This window comes from Bacillus sp. FSL L8-0099, assembly GCF_038006385.1.
Taxonomy (GTDB): Bacteria; Bacillota; Bacilli; order Bacillales; family Bacillaceae_G; genus Bacillus_A; species Bacillus_A toyonensis.
The window spans coordinates 1,181,414-1,198,258 of the sequence record NZ_JBBOVC010000001.1 but is presented as its reverse complement, the minus strand read 5'-3'; the positions used below and the strand labels follow the sequence as shown (position 1 = coordinate 1,198,258).

Sequence of the window (16,845 nt, the reverse complement as noted above, 5' to 3'; positions counted from 1 at the left end):
CATGACATAAGCTAATAATGTATGCTTAAAACGTAAGGAGGATTAAAATGAATAACCTTCCAGCTCATGCAAAGCTTAAAGCAAATAAGGATACTTTCTTCCTTCCCGACTCAAACGGGGGTGTCTATTTTCGAAATAACGCCAGTTCATTCCGCATGGACGGTGATGGAATTTATAACTGGATTGAAAAATTAATGCCTATGTTTAATGGTGATCATTCTTTAGCAGAAATAACCGATGGTCTTCCTCTCCCCTATCAACATCGTGTATTTGAAATTGGAGAGATTTTATATGAAAATGGTTTTGTTCGTGATGTAAGTCAAGATGCACCTCATGAATTAAACAGTGCATTACTCGATAGGTATGCTTCGCAAATTGAATTTCTAGAAGCTGATTCTCATTCAGGTGCTTTAAAATTCCAGACGTACCGCGCAGCAAATGTCCTTATACTTGGTTCTGGGGATATGCTTACTTCCTTAGTTTCTTCTTTACTAGAATCCGGATTACCTACATTTCATTACCTTGTCACAGATTATATGGAAACAAATTACGACCGAATTCATGAACTAGTAGAACGTGCATATGAAGTTGATGACAATGTACTTGTTCAAGAAATAGATACTACAATTGACCGCCCCCTGCATGAAGTGTTCGAACCCTTTGACTGGATTTTATACGTTTCTCAAAATGGAGACATTGAAGGCTTAAGAACAGTTCACACGATTTGCAAGGAAGTAGGAAAGAACTTCATACCCGCCATTTGTTTATCAACATTCGGTTTGGCTGGTCCTGTCGTAACAGCTGATCGTGAAGAATGCTGGGAATCAGCTTGGCATCGTCTACATGAAGCTACTTTGCAAAATGAAAATGCATCAGCTCCTTTTTCACCAATTACTGGCGCAATGTTAGCAAATATAATTGTTTTTGAATTATTTAAACACGTCGCTGATGATTCATATCGAGAAAAAGAGCCACAATTCTTTTTATTAAACTGTGAAACACTCGAAGGGACATGGCATCCTTTTATAAAACATCCTCTCGCAACTGATGAAAGTTTTACAATTGATACAATAGAAAATCTTACCGAAAAACTTGTGCAGCGGTCCAACCAACATACTTCAACTGAATTGTTCCGTTTTTTCGACTCATTAACTTCTAAAGAAGCTGGTATATTCCATGTGTGGGATGAACAAAATTCATATCAACTACCGTTATCACAATGCAATATTCAAGTAGCTACACCACTATCCGATGGTCCCGCTTCCCTCCTGCCTCTTATGACTTGCGCTGGTTTGACTCATAATGAAGCTCGCCGTGAAGCTGGTTTAACAGGAATTGAAACATATGTAGCTGAAATCATTCATCGCCTTATTCCTGAACATAACGATATCGGTATTGGTGCTGGGGAAACGATGACAGAAGGTGTATACCGGGCACTACAACAACATTTAAACAATAAACTATATGAGCGGCAATCACATATGCTAGAAGAAATTACAACGATCGACCTAGCTGAAATTCATGATACACATTGTAAGTTTTATTACGATGCTCTCTCTACAATTCATGAAGCACCTAAAATAGCAATGAGTGAAGAGATTCTTAGTTTTCCAGTCGTTTGGGTCGGTGTAAATGATAGATGGTATGGCGCATCCAGTATTAATATGACGTTAGCGTTACGTAACGCACTACAACTATCTCTTCTTCACATTCAAAATGAAGAAACTCCATACAGAGCTACTGTTTTGCCTGAATCATCTATTATTTTATATGACACTGATTCTTTTCGAATAGAAATACAAGCGGACGAAGAAATCCCAGATGTGCAATCTTTACAGCTTGCCTTGCAGCATTTAGGAGAACATAATTTTTATCCATTCGTGTTTGATTTAGCGATTGAATCATTTTTGAAAGAAAATTTAGATGGTGTGTACGGGGTATTAATTGCAAAGGAGGACGGTCTATGACTCAAAATATATTGCTTATAGGAGATGGCCTACTTGCAGACTATGTACATGATCAATTACGCAAACAATATTCCATCATTCGCCAACATACAATTACAGACGAACTCCCTGAAAATATCAACCTCGCTCTCGTATTACATGACGGCTCTCCTTCTACTATTCATCATGATGCTGAGCTTGTTTTTCGTTCCAATCATATTCCGTGGCTACGTGCGTTTACTTCATTTGGTGAAGGTGTTATCGGACCTTATATTCATCCTCTTGCAACGGGATGCACCCATTGTGCCGATGGACGACGCTTTATCGCCGGATTTGATCAACAAGAAATGTGGGAATTACAGCGGAAATATGCGTTGAAATCAGAGCACGTAACGAGGCGTGATGTACGCGCCACCCAAAATGGCATTCTGCAAATGTGCCAGCTCATTCATGCTGAAACGGAGAAAATATTAGCTCACGGACATTCTTCTTTAGAAAATGAACTCATTTTACTAAACTTACAAACACTGCAATGTACGCGGCATTCTTTTCTTCCAGATCCTCTCTGTCCTATATGTAGTAATTTACCTGCTGATACTGCGGATGCGGCACAGATTTCTTTACAACCGAGCTTAAAAACAAGTGCTGAAACGTATCGCTGTCGTTCTATTCATGAACTAAATACATTTTTAACGAGAGACTATTTAGATTACCGGGTTGGTATGTTGAATGGAAAAATGCAGCATTCTTTATTACCATTCGCTGACGTCATTATAAACATGCCGTTAATGTTTGGGAATGAAGGTGTTGCAGGTCGAACCCATTCATTTGCACTGAGTGAAGCAACTGCTATTTTAGAAGGTTTAGAACGATATTGTGGTATGTCACCTCGAGGAAAAAAGACAAATGTGCATGGTAGTTTTCATGATTTAGAGGATCATGCACTGAATCCCCTCACACTCGGTGTACATGCAAATGAACATTATAATCGTGATAGTTTTCCGTTTAAGCCGTTTGATCCTGACTATGAACAAAACTGGGTATGGGGCTATTCTTTATCACAAAACAAGCCACTTTTAGTTCCAGAATCAATCGCTTATTATAGCCTCGGTCATCGGGATGCTTTCGTATATGAAACATCCAATGGTTGTGCAATTGGTGGTAGTTTAGAAGAAGCAATTTTTCACGGCATTTTAGAAATTGTAGAGCGTGATGCCTTCTTGCTCACTTGGTATGCTGAATTACCTCTGTCCCGCCTTGATCTTAGCTCAGCAAACGATACGGAATTACAATTAATGATTCAGCGGTTACGCACGATTACCGGGTATGAATTACACGTTTTTAACGCGACGATGGAACACGGCATCCCGAGTTTATGGGTAATTGCGAAAAATACGCGTGCAAATGGAATGAACGTTGTTTGTGCAGGGGGCTCTCATTTAGATCCTATTCGAGCTATAAAAAGTGCAATTCACGAAATAGCAGGCATGTTACTAATAGCAGATGATGAGCTCGAGCAAAAAAGAGAGTACTACGAAAAATGCTTACAAGATCCTTATCTCGTTAATAAAATGGAAGACCATAGTATGCTGTACGGATTAAAAGAAACGGAAGAACGTCTTCATTTCCTTTTACGTGACGATGCTCCGGTGCAATCGTTCCAAGAAATGAATGCATTACAATCGTTTGATATGGATTTGACATCTGATCTTCATCAACTTTTAAATCGTTTGCATCAATCTGGGCTCGAAGTAATCGTTGTAGATCAAACCGTCCCCCTTATAGAGCAGAACGGATTACATTGTGTAAAAGTCATGATCCCAGGCATGCTACCGATGACGTTCGGTCACCATCTCACTCGTGTTACCGGACTGGATAGAGTTTACACTGTACCGATGACACTTGGATATAGGGCTGAGCCTTTAACAAACGAACAATTAAATCCACATCCTCATCCATTTCCATAGTAAAGGGGGGATTTCATGCAGCTAGATACTTTTTTACATCATCTCCATTTCACTATTGATGAAATTATGCCGAATCATGAGGTAAACTGGGAAGACGCACCGCTTCCTTATAAGTTATATCGAAATGTACCTGTCATCCCTCTCTCTTCAGAAATCCCAATATCTTTGCCGAACTCTTCTACTACACCTACTTTGGATGAGATTGGTCCTTACCTTTTGTATTCATTTGGTATAACCCAATTATGTCAGCTAAATAGCGAGAGGAATTTATTCCGGAGATCTATCCCTTCAGGTGGTGCTTTATATCCGAATGAATTGTATATATATTTAAAATTGGATCATTATCCAGACGGCATTTACCATTATGACGCTGCGCATCACCGACTTATCTTACTTCGCGAAGGAAATTTCGATTCTTATCTTACAGACGCACTCGGCAATCGCTGTAACATACATTCTTGCTTTGGTGCTGCATTTGTATCCACTATGTTTTGGAAAAACTTTTTTAAATACAATAACTTTTCGTATCGTCTGCAAGGATTAGATAGCGGTGTTCTCATCGGTCAATTACTCGAATGTGCGAAACAATTCGGTTACACAAATGGCGTATACTTTCAATTTCTAGACCGTGCAATCAATCATTTACTCGGACTGACCGAAGGAGAAGAAAGTGTGTATGCTGTTATTCCTTTAAGTACAGAACCGAATATAGATTGGTTCCACGATGATTATCGTAAAAATAAAACCGTTACTTCTCATGACTTATTGCAACAAATTCCACCTTTAGCACATGAGCATTTCGTTCGTTCCAAACATGTGGAAGGATATCCAATGATAACAAAAATAAATGAAGCATCTATGATTGAATCGACAGAACACTTCCAAACACTAGCTCATGAAGAGTACTATCAGCATCATGCGCACACTGTACAGCTACCGAAAGTAGAGCGTTTATCGTATGATTTCTTACAACTTTGTAAAGAACGGTACTCCCCTAACGATGACTTTACTTTAACGAAATGGGATGCAGCTGAGCTTGCTACTTTACTACAAGAAGCGAGCCTCTCCTTCCCCTATTACAACGACCTTGATGGCAAGTATATAAATGAAAATGCACGCGTCTCCTTATATGGATGTTTTTATAACGTAAAAACTATTGAAAACGGGGCTTATGCTTATAACAGTAAAACACATTCCATACACCCAATTCGGTATGGAGACCTTCGTTACCCCCTTCAATCTAGTATGACGATGGATAACGTAAACCTTTTTCAAGTACCACTTTGCTTACATGTAGTTGGAAAGAAGGATTACTACACACGTGCATTAGGCTATAGAGGATATCGCATTCACCAAATGGAAGCTGGTATACTCGTTCATAAACTCGTTTTCGCTGCGACCGCTATGGGGATGGGTGGTCATCCGTTACTAAGTTTTGATACAAATTCTTGTGATCAATTGTACGGGATTGATGGTGGAAATGAAACATCACTTATTCAAATTCCTGTTGGGGCGTATCGAGCGCGGAATTGGTTAAAAGGGTCTTTGCATAATTAAAAGCACGCCGTCCACCGGCGTGCTTTTTACTAGATTACTTTAAAGATACTCTTAATTTGTCTTGCAAATAACCAATTTTTCGTACCATAGTTATCATTTAAACTATCTAAATTGATAGTTTGTCCGTTAGCAAACTTTAATTTTAACGTTGTATTTTTGTCATTTGTTTTTAAATTACTATTTGTAATGGCATCATACTTTAATTTTTCAATCTCAACATATTCGTCTTTTTCTTGTCCGATAACGACATGGTCTTGGAAGAAAAACAATACTTCTACTTTCTTACCGAAGCAAAATACATTTTTCGTATAAATTAATGTCGCATTATCAAGTCCGACACATACTTCTTTCATCTCTTCAACAACGTGTCCAAAATCTTCTTCCTGTCTTGCGTTTGATTCCGCAATCCATTCCTCGATTGTTTTCATGTTAATTGCCATACTGCGCCCCCTGGTTCGTTCATTGCTTTGTTAAAAAACAAATACTATATGACAATATAAGCGATACGTACTTTGTTTTCAAGGGTGAACCTTATATTCAAAATAAAGTGAAACTTTAATCAGTAGGAGGGCTGTTCATCCCCCACTGATTATCAGCCCTCACCAATCGGGCGTTTACGAGCAACCCGACTCCCACAAATAGCGGGATAAAGCTAAATTTCAAAGTAATATACTAGGAACACTTATTTCATTATATTTTAAACGTTTGAACGAGGCATTCTTCATCATCAATCATTTGTTTTCGTTCATCAAATTCAATGTTTAACTCTCTATATACTTTCTTCCAAAACGAAACTGCCGGTACATTTTTTAGAAGTTCGATAACGAAATACTGTCCTCGTTTCTCTTCTAGTAAATTTTCAATAACTTGTTTACCGATTCCTTTTCCCCTATATTGATTCAATATGAAAATGTCATTCATACAAAAATCGTTTTCTTTCTTCAAAAATGGACGTTCTAATAGTAATAAAAATCCTACAATACTATGATCAACCTTTATAAAATACGGAGTGATTCCGTCATTTTTCCAAAACATGTGCAAATCTTCGTATTCAAAAAAACCATCCGCTCCGATAGTTATATTCATAGTGAACTTAGAAAGGTCATGAAGGTATAATGCGTACAAATTACGTAATATTTCTTTTTCTGATTCTTGAATTCTTTGAAGTGCTACAACCATTTTTAAAAATCCCCTTTTCTATATGTAACTATTTCCCCCTCTTTATTATTCAATAAAAAAGATTACTTCCCTTTACAAAAAAAGTAGCACTTTAAAAGTGCTACTCCGCTCTCCTTGCTGCTTGCTGAATTGGATCCCAAACGCTGTTATATGGTGGTGCGTAACTTAAGTCGACGTCTTCTAAATCGTGAATGCTCATTTTATTGAAAAGCGCCATTGCAATCACATCAATACGCTTATCTACACCTTCTTCCCCAATTACTTGTCCACCCAACAATTGCTTCGTATCGGAGCGATATAGCAATTTTAAGTAAAGTGGTTTCGCATTTGGATAATAGCCCGCCATATTTGTTGAATCTACTTTAACTGTTTTATACGGGATATTGAGCCCTTTCGCTTCTTTTTCATTTAAGCCTGTTCTCGCGAGTGTCAAATCCATAAATTTAATAATGCCTGTACCTAACGTACCTTTAAATGATCTTCGTTTATCAACCATATTGAGTCCAGCAAGTCGTCCTTGTTTATTGGCAGTCGTTCCAATTGGAATATGATCATGAATTTCTTTTATAACGTGATAATGTGTCGCGCAATCACCAGCAGCATATACGTCTTGCACATTCGTTTGCATATATGCATTTACTTCAATTGCCCCTTTATAATTTGTACGTATATTGGTTCCTTCAAGAAAATCAGTATTTGGCTTTACTCCGACAGATACTAAAACAAGATCTGCTTTATACGTACCTTTATCCGTTTCAATCTCCTCTACTCGCTCTTTTCCTCTAAACGCTTTTACATTTTCATTCGTTACAATTTCAATATGATGTTTATCCGCTTCTTTATGTATATATTCCGCCATATCTGCATCATAAATCGTACCGATATGATCATTTCGCTCAATCATCCTCACTTTTTTACCGAGTTCAACGAATGTTTCTGCCATCTCCAGTCCAATCGCACCGCCGCCAATAATTGTTACGTCTTCAACTTTGTTCGTTTCTAACGTTTTTAATATACGCTCAGCATCTGGAATTGTTTTTAAAAGATGAATGCCTTGTAACTCTCGTCCTTCCCATTCTGGCATAACAGGACGCACTCCCGTCGCAATTAATAAACGGTCATACGTAAATTCAAAAACATCTTTCGTCTCCGTATGCTTTGCGTACACAATTTTCTTTTCCGTATCTACTTTCGTTACTTCATGTCGCACTTTTGCATCAATTCCGTACTTATCACGAAACGTCTTCACGTTACGCGCAATTAATTTTTCCGTCGAAGCAATAGCACCACTAATGACATACGGTAATCCGCACTGAGCGTATGAATAGATTTCACCTTTTTCTAACGTCACAACTTTTGCAGTTTCATCGTTTCTTACAATTTGCATAGCTGCACTCATCCCAGCTGCATCTCCGCCAATAATGACATAGTTCACTTTACCACTCCTTCTTTTTTACATACTCTTTACGCTTTCCATATTTTACAGAAATAACACCTATTACCATTGTAAAGAAATAATATTTCATCTACAAATTTAGTGCACAAACCTATGCCTGAATAGGTAACCGTCGTGTCTTATAAACAACATGTTTAATATGCTATAACAGTAACAATTGAAAGTAGGTGAAACATATATGTGCGCCGGCCTTCTCGCTCAGCTTCCAGAGGAACCGAAAGAACCGAAAGCCGCCTTGTCGCTTGATCAAGAATTTTCTATTAACGCAACCATTTATAGTGCGCGTGCTTGGTTATCTAATGATGAAACTTTCCCACAAACGATTTGGAAAGGCTCTCGCTTCGCTTCAGCATCACACGCAGGCAAGTCCATCTTACCAATCGGTACTGTCAAAATTTTGAACTTATCTGATGATACAATAACCGTTACTGCATCATCAGAATCAGAGGATACTCTCAAAATAGTCGTCCCCCCTCATTCTGAAGGCGTTTTAACATCTAGTGCATTATCTGATGTGCAAGCAAGTACATCAGGAGGAGCAAGTAAAGTCACATTTCTCTTTCACATCTTTTTCTCAAGAGATCCTGGTCCAGCTAAATAATCATAGAAAAGGTACAGTAATACACACTGTACCTTTTTCACGAACGCTATTCTCTTGATTTAATCAATTCAACATTATAAGCTTCAATATCCGTTAGCTTTCCTGTAAAATACGGATTTTCTCTGTACCAAGACTGTTTTGAAAAATACGCTTGCATATCTTTCGTTTGAAATATATTTCCATGTCTTGCGTATATTTCGTTTCTAGCAATTTTCAACTGTTCTTTCGTTACATACGTTAAATCTGCATTCGTTAATTTTCGAATATCACTATCAGGGAAGATAAAACCATTGTATACATACCCAGTCGTAGGTGGCGGAGTAACATTGTAAACGACTGTTTTTTCTACGCTTTTCTTTTCGAATGGAAGGTTATAAGCCGAAAGTGCTGTTACCGTTTCTACTTTTGTCGTTTCCCTTCCGCTGTCTCCATTGCGTTCTAAATAAATCGTCGCACTTCCATCAGTTGCTACGGGACCCCACGTAATTTCTTCTCCGGTCAATGCGGTAACTGGCTTTTGATTCACATATAATGTCGCACCAGGCGCGTTCGTTTGAACTGTAATATATTGCCCTTGCAACGTTAAATCTATCGTTACATTATTTTGACTTTGTTTCATAAGTACAACTTTTTCCTCGCGTGATAGTTTTACATAGTCATTTTTATATTCCACTTGAAACACTTGAGCTCCTGGAAGAAACGGTCCATATTGCTTCTGAAAATTTTTGTCTTCTGTCTTATCGATTTCTTTTCCGTTCATTTTTAAAGATGCACCTTTTTCATTTGAAAGCAAAGTCGTATAATACGTCCTTGCCTTCAATTTATACCGATCAAATATAAAGTAATGTTTCCCGTCTTTCGTTAAAGAAAAATCCGCTCTTTCAATTCCGTCCCCTTGCTTTTCACCTTGCTTTAAATATTGTTTCAATTCATTCACGTAAGACGGATTTTCTTTTATATATGAAAATAGAGGCTTGAAACTCTCTCTCGTTACAATAACCGATGGGTCATCTGTCGTAATAATCTCAGCTAATTTTTCTCCGTCTCTCTCTTGTAAAATCGTAATCATCCGGTCTACTTGTGCCACCTGCGCATAATACGATGATCCATACAAATACAATCCAACAATCGCTATAACAAGTAGTGCTAAAAGTGTAATGCCAATTTTTGTACCGCTCCCCATTTTCTTCTTCACTACTGGAATTTCTCTCTTTGTACCGCAGTTTTGACAAAATTGCACACCATCTACAAACTGCGTTCCACACTTTGTACATACATTCATCCATTCAACCACCTTTGCATTAGAAGCCAGTTAATCCCTGTGTAAAGGCTTGAATTACAGTGCTAATGTAAGACCAAAGTACAATAAATGTTACGATTCCAATGAAAACATTTGCGATAAGAAGTGTGTAAACAAGATCTAATCCGCCATTATCTAATTTTAATATGGCTACAATTATACTAATCCCTATATAAGTTGTAGCTAACGATAATAATATCGGTAAGAAAAAGATTAATAAGAAACTAAAAAGAAAAGTAAGAACTAATATAGCAATAACCGGCGTTGCTATCGTTCCCCATATGCCGAATACTTCAAGAAACGAAAAAGAGGATTTCATCATCTTACCACTTATAAAAATAATGAATCCAACAAACAAAGTTAAAATTAATAAAAAGAAAAATACCGTTACAGATTCTCCAAAAAATGTAGGAGTATATACTTCTGGCACTAGCGTTCTCGTAACAGCTGCACCAGCACTCATCATTCTATAAAAAATACATGCTCCTAAAAAACAAATAAGAACAAGACTGACAATTCCATTTCGCACTTCGACATTGCCACTTTGCATAATCGCTGTCGGTGCTTGAAATGCCTGTTTAAACAACCGAAAATAGCCACTCGTAAACCGCTTTGCTTGCTCTACCGTTTCATTTGGACGAGTTTCCTTCGCTTGCTCTGCATGCGATGATTGCTGATTTTCTTCTTGGACACCACTTGCTACTACTTCTTCGGTTAACGAATGTCCACAATGCCCGCAAAACTTTGCTTCTACTGCATTTTCTGTATGACATGCTGGACATTTCACGCTCTCATCCCTCCTTAAGCATATATCTTATAGGATGTTACAAGTTCAATATATGACTTTGGACATAAAACATGACTACAAGAAACAGATTATGAAATCCTGCTTTTGAAAGAAAATATATAGACTAGCAATCTAGAAAAATAATGCTATTATGAAACAGAGCAACTAAAGTGAAACTTTAAACAGATTGGATGAAAGGCAATGGAATTTGTAAACTCAATTTTTCAAATACTCCTTACAAGCGTGATCCAGTTATTTTCTTTAATTGGAGTCATCATTGTAATCGGATTTCTATTAGGTTATTTAGAATCTCTCACACGAATGTATTGGTCGAGGGCTTTCGGAAGAAAAGGATTTCTTTTGACTGCGTGGATTGGTGTTCCTATTCATGAACTTGGACATGCCATTATGTGCGTACTATTTCGTCATAAAATTGTAGCAACGCAGTTCTTCCCAACAGATACGAGCCAAGGTGCGTTAGGTTACGTACAACATCAATACAATCAAAAAAGTGTATATCAACGAATTGGGAATTTCTTCATTGGAATTGGCCCTATTATTTCTGGTATTACTGCATTAATCCTTTTCATGCGCTATTTCGTACCAGATTCATATTTTTTATTTAATACAACTCTCGAAAAGACGATTGCATCTACTTCTATTACTTTAGAAATGGTTCAAAACATGCTCTTGTCGACGTTCGTATTATTGAAAAGCTTATTTACAATAAACAATTTATTGAACCCTTCCTTTTGGTTATTTTTATTTATCGCTATTTGTATTTCTGCACATATCGCTTTAAGTAAACCAGACATTAAAGGATCCATTGACGGTGTCATCGTCATGTTTATCGTATTGTTTTTATTTAATATAATAGCAGAACTTTTTCAGTACGACAGTAACCAACTCATTGGGAAAGTAATGAAATATAATATGTATCTCATTGCATTTTCTAGTGTGGCACTGCTGTTCTCTTGTATTTCTACACTTGTTAGTTTTGGGTTTTATAAAATAAGAGGAGGGCGTTCATTGTGAAATGCCCCCGTATTAAAAAAGCGCAACTAAGCAACCTGAGTTCTATATTTATATGGACTCAGGCTGCTTAATTTTTTTGAAATCTTTGATAGTTATACAAGTGCATATATTTGCGCACAGCAACTTTAACCTCATCAAACCTATTAATAATTTAAAACATATAAAATACCCCTTTTAGCTTTTTCTAAAAGGGGTGTTTTATTTACATATTTAATCCAGCTTTTAATACCCAATATTTATTTCCATTCATTGTGAGTGAGAATTCAATCCATCCGTTTGGATCTTCACGATAAATAAATACAGGTGTACCCGTTGCTAATGTACCTTGATCATTTTTCGTAACTGACTGACTTTTAATTGTACCATCAAATGGATATGGTACAACGTAATAGGAAGTAGCCAGTTTAACAGTTTTTGTCGTTCCTTGTGAGTATGTTTTATATGGAATATCACTTGATAGAGCGTCGACATTTAAAGAGCTTGGATTTTTAGGTAACTTTTTCGCATATACATAATCTTTTTTCTGGAAAGGTTTAATACGTTCCATTATTTTTACGATTTTAGCAGACCACTCTTGATCTGTTGAATACATGACATTCATGCCTTTTAATGTTGGTCCGTTAAAGTATGATCCGTTTGTTTCTAAGTACTTTTCTCTTACGTAGTTTGCGTTATAAGAAATACTATCACCGAAAGTTGGTAAATATTTCGCATACTTAAATGGATCAGCATCGTAAGCACGTAACCCAAATAGGTTATGTTTACGATATGCAATTTCAGATTTACCATATCCCGATTCTAAAATAGCGTGTGCAGCTAAATAAAGAGCATTGACACCATGTTTAGCTTGAGCTTCAACAAAGTCATTCCCATGTCCAATTAATGGGCTGTCTGGATGATATTTTTTAATATTAGCATCAATTTCTGCACCAGTCACATTTGAAGCGTACGTTAAATCAAGATCTAAATATGTGGTAGCAGTGATGTTATTTTCAGGAATCCAAGCACCGCTCTTGTCGAAATGGTACGTCGTTCCATTGATTGAAGCAGTTCCAGTTTGCATCATACCGTTGGATTGCAAATAATACCATGTATCGCCATCTTGTAGCCAGTCCGTCTTCATTGCACCATTATTTTGTAAATAGTACCAACTTCCATCTATAAATGACCAACTCGTTTGCATTGCTCCACTAGCGTTTAAATAATACCACGTATTATTCACTTGCAGCCATCCGATTTTCATTGATCCATCATTTTGGAGGTAATAACGGTTGTTTCCATCTTGTAGCCAACCAATTTTCATTCCGCCACTTGAATTTAAGTAATACCACTTATTATTATCAAGAAGCCAGCCAGTTTTCATAGAACCATTAGAATTTAAATAATACCAAACTCCTTGATTTAATAGCCAACCCGTTTGCATTGCTCCGCTAGCGTTTAAATAATACCAGACTCCTTGATCTAATAACCAACCCGTTTTCATAGAACCATTAGAATTTAAATAATACCAAACTCCTTGATCTAATAGCCAGCCAGTTTGCATTGCTCCACTAGCGTTTAAATAATACCAAACCCCTTGATCAAACAGCCAGCCAGTTTGCATAATGCCGCTTGAATTTAAGTAATACCATTTATTATTATCAAGAAGCCATCCTTTTTTTATAGTGCCATCTGGATTGAAGTAATACCATTTCCCATTTTGTTGAACCCATCCAGATTGTTTTACAGCATTTACATTTACAGTTGCTGTATTAGAAGTTGTTACAGTTTCAGCTAAACCTGTTATAGGAATAGAAATTATACTAGATGTTAAGACAATTGCTGCAGCTTTTTTAAACATTTCTTCCTAGTGCTCCTTTTATTAATTTTTTAGTTTAATAGTTATCTAACTACTATTGTAACAAGGAAGAGGAAAAAAACAACTATAACATTGTAGGTATTTAATAGTATAATATTCAAATTATTAATATTGAGTTTTTAGGGGGAATTTATAAAGGAACATGTTCATAGAAGGATTGGAAAAAGTTGATTTGTAAAGTCAGCTCGTTAGTTTTTATTGTACATCTTCTTCTTTTTTAATAAGAGGGTGCTGCAAAACCCTCTTATTATTAATAAATTTGATGCTTACTCTCCATTATAAATTTATATACTACACTCTAATTGCTCAAAGAAAATGTTAAATCACATTGTTTTTAATTCTAGTTTTGTTCCAGCTTTTTGCATTCCCTGTTTTAAGTGCTTTTTATTGGACGAAGGTGTGTTGGCAAGCTTGTAATTTTTTGCCCCTAAACGATACCCAGCTCCGAACGAAATAACTATACTAAAAAACAACTACATTTTAAGATTAATCACTTTACCATTAAGAGAAAATTGTTTTGCTTCAACTAACAAAATAGAATCCCAAATCTCTATTATAATATTTACTCCTGTGGAATATTTGCTACTCCATTCTTTCTCATTTTGTAAACTCAATTTAACTTCACTCAGATTTGGATCTTCATAATAAATCGTTGTTAATTCTAAATAATCTACTTTTTCTCTATCATAAAATGCAAATCTACGCTTTTCATCATCTTTAACATAATAAAACGATGACACTTCTATCAATACTAATTTATAATCTTTTATCACTCCATTATCAATTACCTGCAATGTAAATTTAATATTATCATTTAACAAATCTATATGTGTCTCTAAAATGGTAGCGCCCCATAAATCATCTAATATAGACTGTATATTAATACTATTCATGTAGCTTTTCATCCTTTTCTAACGTTTTTTATTTAATGTATGACGTATTTGCTTATAAGACTTTCTTAATCAATTAACACGTGATTTGCCTTTGTATCCTTTATAAGCACTATAGCCACTTATCGCTACAGGAATAAGCCAAGGTGCCTGTCCATCTGGATTTGTCAGCATCACTGGATTATTATCACCATACGTATACCCATTCTGCGTTACAGATGCATCCTCTTCACCCAGATCATGCCCCATACAAAATCCCTTCTTTACTTTATTATATATTTTTCCCATTCCTGTTAGTTCTCATAAAAAATACAAACCTTTTTAATGAGGTTTGTATTTTTTATCTACTATTCAGTTATCTTGTCTTTGTCCATACACCGTTTGCATCTACCCAGTATTTGCTATCAACCCACGTATTTTTGCTCATTTTTCCAGTAGGTGGGAAGAAAGAATACCACTTACCATCTATCTCTTTCCAACCTGCTGCCCTTACTCCATTTTCATCAAAATAATACTTTTCACCCTCAAGAGAAATCCACCCTATTGCCATCGAAGCATCATTTTGCAAATAATAGCCCTTACCATTATTGAACACCGAACCTATTACCGCTTCACCTTTTGTATTAAAGTAGTACCATTTTCCACTATCTTGTAGCCACCCAGTTACTTTTACACCTTTCTGGTTTAAATAATACAGTTTACCGTTTTCTATTCTCCATCCTGTTTTTCCATTCTTCCAGTCAGACATCATTTCACCGTTTTCTTTAAAACCATACCATTTACCATCAATGAAATGTTTTCCTACTACCATTGCACCATTAGAGTGTAAGTAATACCAATTTCGATCTTTTTGTAACCAACCGGTCACCATAGAACCACTAGCGTTTAGATAGTACCATGTATTATTTACTAATATCCAATCTGTCGCCATGGAGCCTTCTGCATTTAAGTAATACCAATGACCGTTTACTAACGCCCATCCTTTCATCATGGAGCCACTTTCTTTCAGATAATACCACTTGCCATCTACTAGCGTCCAACCTGTTTTCATTGCTCCATCTGCACTTAAGTAATACCACTCACCATTTACTAACGTCCAACCTGTCACCATAGATCCGTTTTCTTTCAAGTAATACCACTTGCCATCTACTAGTACCCAACCTGTTACCATCATTCCGTTGTCATTCAAGTAGTATTGTTTTCCATTTTCCTTAAACCAACCTGTCACAAATTCCAATTTTTTCTCATCAAAATAATACCAGTGTCCTTGTGTTTCTCCATATTCCTTGAAATAATTCCAACCAACTACTGGCTCCAATAACGTAATGTTACCACTGCTCAGTTCTTCCATGCTTTCTCTCTCTGAGCTATCTCGTGGCTCATGAACGTTAGAGTTATATGCTATTAAGCCCAAAACTCCTGAATGGATCATATCAATTTCCCAAGTTCCAACCTGCTCAAAATCAAAATAAGTATTTAATACACCTTCATACAAATCTGTTTCCGAATTATATTTTAAATTGACATACTCATAAACTTCTTCTTCCTCTTCATCTAAATAAGGAAGGATATACTTGATGCTTATATCAGAACCTATGCCATTTGGATTATTAACCTTGACGGTAACTTTCACTTTCATTTCATTACCAAAAGAAACCTCACTTGGCGTTACATGAACACTATCGATCCAATCACTCTTGTTTTCTGATTCTGCACCAACTTCTTTACTAAACACCACACTCATCATAACCATGACTACAAGCATCATCGCTTGCATCAAAATTTTCTGCCTCGTACCCATATATATGTAGCCTCCTGCATCCATAAAATTGTGACTTTCAGGGTGGAAAACAGACAAGTCTAGAATAATATAGTAAACTCCCAAACTATCTTACCATTCTTTTTTATTATCCATTAAAAACAGAACATCCGTTCAATCCCCTTACATAAATTAAAGGATAAGAATAAAAAAAACAAGATAGATTTTACATGTAGAAACACTTTCATTTGTAATTACGAAAATATTCCTACAATTACTCGTAAATCATTTACAGACTACCCCTATATCCCTTATATTAAAAGTAACCATATGCAAATACTACACAATGTGTAAAAATCACTTAATAAATCATACATGTGACAAAGGATTAGAAAGGACTTATAAAGAGTAAAAAGTAGTGACCATGAATTCTGATCCTATCAAAAACCTTTTATAAGTTATCATTTTCAATCATTATGAAAAATACCACTATTAATAATTCATGAACAG

14 protein-coding genes are annotated in these 16,845 nt (G+C 36.2%); 5 read left to right on the top strand and 9 right to left on the bottom strand.

What is annotated here, in order from left to right:
- The first annotated feature begins 47 nt into the window (after positions 1-47).
- From MHH42_RS06220 to MHH42_RS06210, 3 genes are read left to right on the top strand one after another with little or no spacing between them, the layout of a single operon-like run.
- Positions 48-1,967, top strand: a complete 1,920-nt coding sequence (locus MHH42_RS06220) for a putative thiazole-containing bacteriocin maturation protein (RefSeq protein ID WP_340893010.1) — start codon at positions 48-50, stop codon at positions 1,965-1,967.
- On the top strand, positions 1,964-3,913 hold the full coding sequence (locus MHH42_RS06215; RefSeq protein WP_016108036.1) for a TOMM precursor leader peptide-binding protein: 1,950 nt from the start codon (positions 1,964-1,966) through the stop codon (positions 3,911-3,913). Before MHH42_RS06220 ends, MHH42_RS06215 begins: the two co-directional genes overlap by 4 nt.
- 15 nt (positions 3,914-3,928) lie before the next feature.
- On the top strand, positions 3,929-5,470 hold the full coding sequence (locus MHH42_RS06210; RefSeq protein ID WP_016108035.1) for a SagB family peptide dehydrogenase: 1,542 nt from the start codon (positions 3,929-3,931) through the stop codon (positions 5,468-5,470).
- Between the two features lie 29 nt (positions 5,471-5,499).
- Here the strand turns inward: MHH42_RS06210 and MHH42_RS06205 are convergent, their stop codons facing one another.
- The 3 genes from MHH42_RS06205 to MHH42_RS06195 form a co-directional block, all read right to left on the bottom strand.
- Positions 5,500-5,910, bottom strand: coding sequence for a DUF3908 family protein (locus MHH42_RS06205; protein ID WP_098637858.1), 411 nt, complete (start codon positions 5,908-5,910; stop codon positions 5,500-5,502).
- A gap of 250 nt (positions 5,911-6,160) precedes the next feature.
- On the bottom strand, positions 6,161-6,649 hold the full coding sequence (locus tag MHH42_RS06200; protein ID WP_016108034.1) for a GNAT family N-acetyltransferase: 489 nt from the start codon (positions 6,647-6,649) through the stop codon (positions 6,161-6,163).
- A 100-nt stretch (positions 6,650-6,749) separates the two neighbouring features.
- Entirely contained in the window at positions 6,750-8,084 is a 1,335-nt protein-coding gene (locus MHH42_RS06195) for an FAD-dependent oxidoreductase (protein WP_016108033.1), read from the bottom strand.
- Between the two features lie 199 nt (positions 8,085-8,283).
- Here MHH42_RS06195 and MHH42_RS06190 point away from each other — a divergent pair, with 199 nt between their 5' ends.
- The gene (locus MHH42_RS06190) at positions 8,284-8,706 is read left to right on the top strand and encodes a hypothetical protein (protein WP_000332411.1); all 423 of its coding nucleotides are present in this window, start codon (positions 8,284-8,286) and stop codon (positions 8,704-8,706) included.
- Between the two features lie 46 nt (positions 8,707-8,752).
- Here the strand turns inward: MHH42_RS06190 and MHH42_RS06185 are convergent, their stop codons facing one another.
- Positions 8,753-9,988, bottom strand: coding sequence for a TcaA 3rd/4th domain-containing protein (locus tag MHH42_RS06185; protein ID WP_016108032.1), 1,236 nt, complete (start codon positions 9,986-9,988; stop codon positions 8,753-8,755).
- Between the two features lie 19 nt (positions 9,989-10,007).
- Positions 10,008-10,793 (bottom strand): zinc ribbon domain-containing protein, encoded by a 786-nt coding sequence (locus tag MHH42_RS06180; protein ID WP_098637856.1) that lies wholly within the window; start codon positions 10,791-10,793, stop codon positions 10,008-10,010.
- Between the two features lie 201 nt (positions 10,794-10,994).
- Between MHH42_RS06180 and MHH42_RS06175 the strand changes: the two genes are divergently transcribed.
- Positions 10,995-11,828 (top strand): hypothetical protein, encoded by an 834-nt coding sequence (locus tag MHH42_RS06175; RefSeq protein WP_000397497.1) that lies wholly within the window; start codon positions 10,995-10,997, stop codon positions 11,826-11,828.
- A gap of 202 nt (positions 11,829-12,030) precedes the next feature.
- Here the strand turns inward: MHH42_RS06175 and MHH42_RS06170 are convergent, their stop codons facing one another.
- The 4 genes from MHH42_RS06170 to MHH42_RS06155 all read right to left on the bottom strand — a co-directional run bounded on the left by MHH42_RS06170 (position 12,031) and on the right by MHH42_RS06155 (position 16,377).
- Positions 12,031-13,668, bottom strand: coding sequence for a glucosaminidase domain-containing protein (locus MHH42_RS06170; RefSeq protein ID WP_070172876.1), 1,638 nt, complete (start codon positions 13,666-13,668; stop codon positions 12,031-12,033).
- Between the two features lie 491 nt (positions 13,669-14,159).
- Positions 14,160-14,579, bottom strand: a complete 420-nt coding sequence (locus tag MHH42_RS06165) for a YxiG family protein (RefSeq protein ID WP_001084723.1) — start codon at positions 14,577-14,579, stop codon at positions 14,160-14,162.
- Between the two features lie 69 nt (positions 14,580-14,648).
- Entirely contained in the window at positions 14,649-14,825 is a 177-nt protein-coding gene (locus MHH42_RS06160) for a hypothetical protein (RefSeq protein ID WP_000509719.1), read from the bottom strand.
- Positions 14,826-14,931: 106 nt separating this feature from the next.
- On the bottom strand, positions 14,932-16,377 hold the full coding sequence (locus MHH42_RS06155) for a hypothetical protein (protein ID WP_016108029.1): 1,446 nt from the start codon (positions 16,375-16,377) through the stop codon (positions 14,932-14,934).
- Positions 16,378-16,845 lie beyond the last annotated feature (468 nt).

Bases quoted from the DNA above. Each gene is read 5' to 3' on its own strand.
- MHH42_RS06220 (WP_340893010.1), top strand. From the start codon at position 48: ATGAATAACCTTCCAGCTCATGCAAAGCTTAAAGCAAATAAGGATACT.
- MHH42_RS06215 (WP_016108036.1), top strand. From the start codon at position 1,964: ATGACTCAAAATATATTGCTTATAGGAGATGGCCTACTTGCAGACTAT.
- MHH42_RS06210 (WP_016108035.1), top strand. From the start codon at position 3,929: ATGCAGCTAGATACTTTTTTACATCATCTCCATTTCACTATTGATGAA.
- MHH42_RS06205 (WP_098637858.1), bottom strand. From the start codon at position 5,910: ATGGCAATTAACATGAAAACAATCGAGGAATGGATTGCGGAATCAAAC.
- MHH42_RS06200 (WP_016108034.1), bottom strand. From the start codon at position 6,649: ATGGTTGTAGCACTTCAAAGAATTCAAGAATCAGAAAAAGAAATATTA.
- MHH42_RS06190 (WP_000332411.1), top strand. From the start codon at position 8,284: ATGTGCGCCGGCCTTCTCGCTCAGCTTCCAGAGGAACCGAAAGAACCG.
- MHH42_RS06185 (WP_016108032.1), bottom strand. From the start codon at position 9,988: ATGAATGTATGTACAAAGTGTGGAACGCAGTTTGTAGATGGTGTGCAA.
- MHH42_RS06175 (WP_000397497.1), top strand. From the start codon at position 10,995: ATGGAATTTGTAAACTCAATTTTTCAAATACTCCTTACAAGCGTGATC.
- MHH42_RS06170 (WP_070172876.1), bottom strand. From the start codon at position 13,668: ATGTTTAAAAAAGCTGCAGCAATTGTCTTAACATCTAGTATAATTTCT.
- MHH42_RS06165 (WP_001084723.1), bottom strand. From the start codon at position 14,579: ATGAATAGTATTAATATACAGTCTATATTAGATGATTTATGGGGCGCT.
- MHH42_RS06160 (WP_000509719.1), bottom strand. From the start codon at position 14,825: ATGGGGCATGATCTGGGTGAAGAGGATGCATCTGTAACGCAGAATGGG.
- MHH42_RS06155 (WP_016108029.1), bottom strand. From the start codon at position 16,377: ATGGGTACGAGGCAGAAAATTTTGATGCAAGCGATGATGCTTGTAGTC.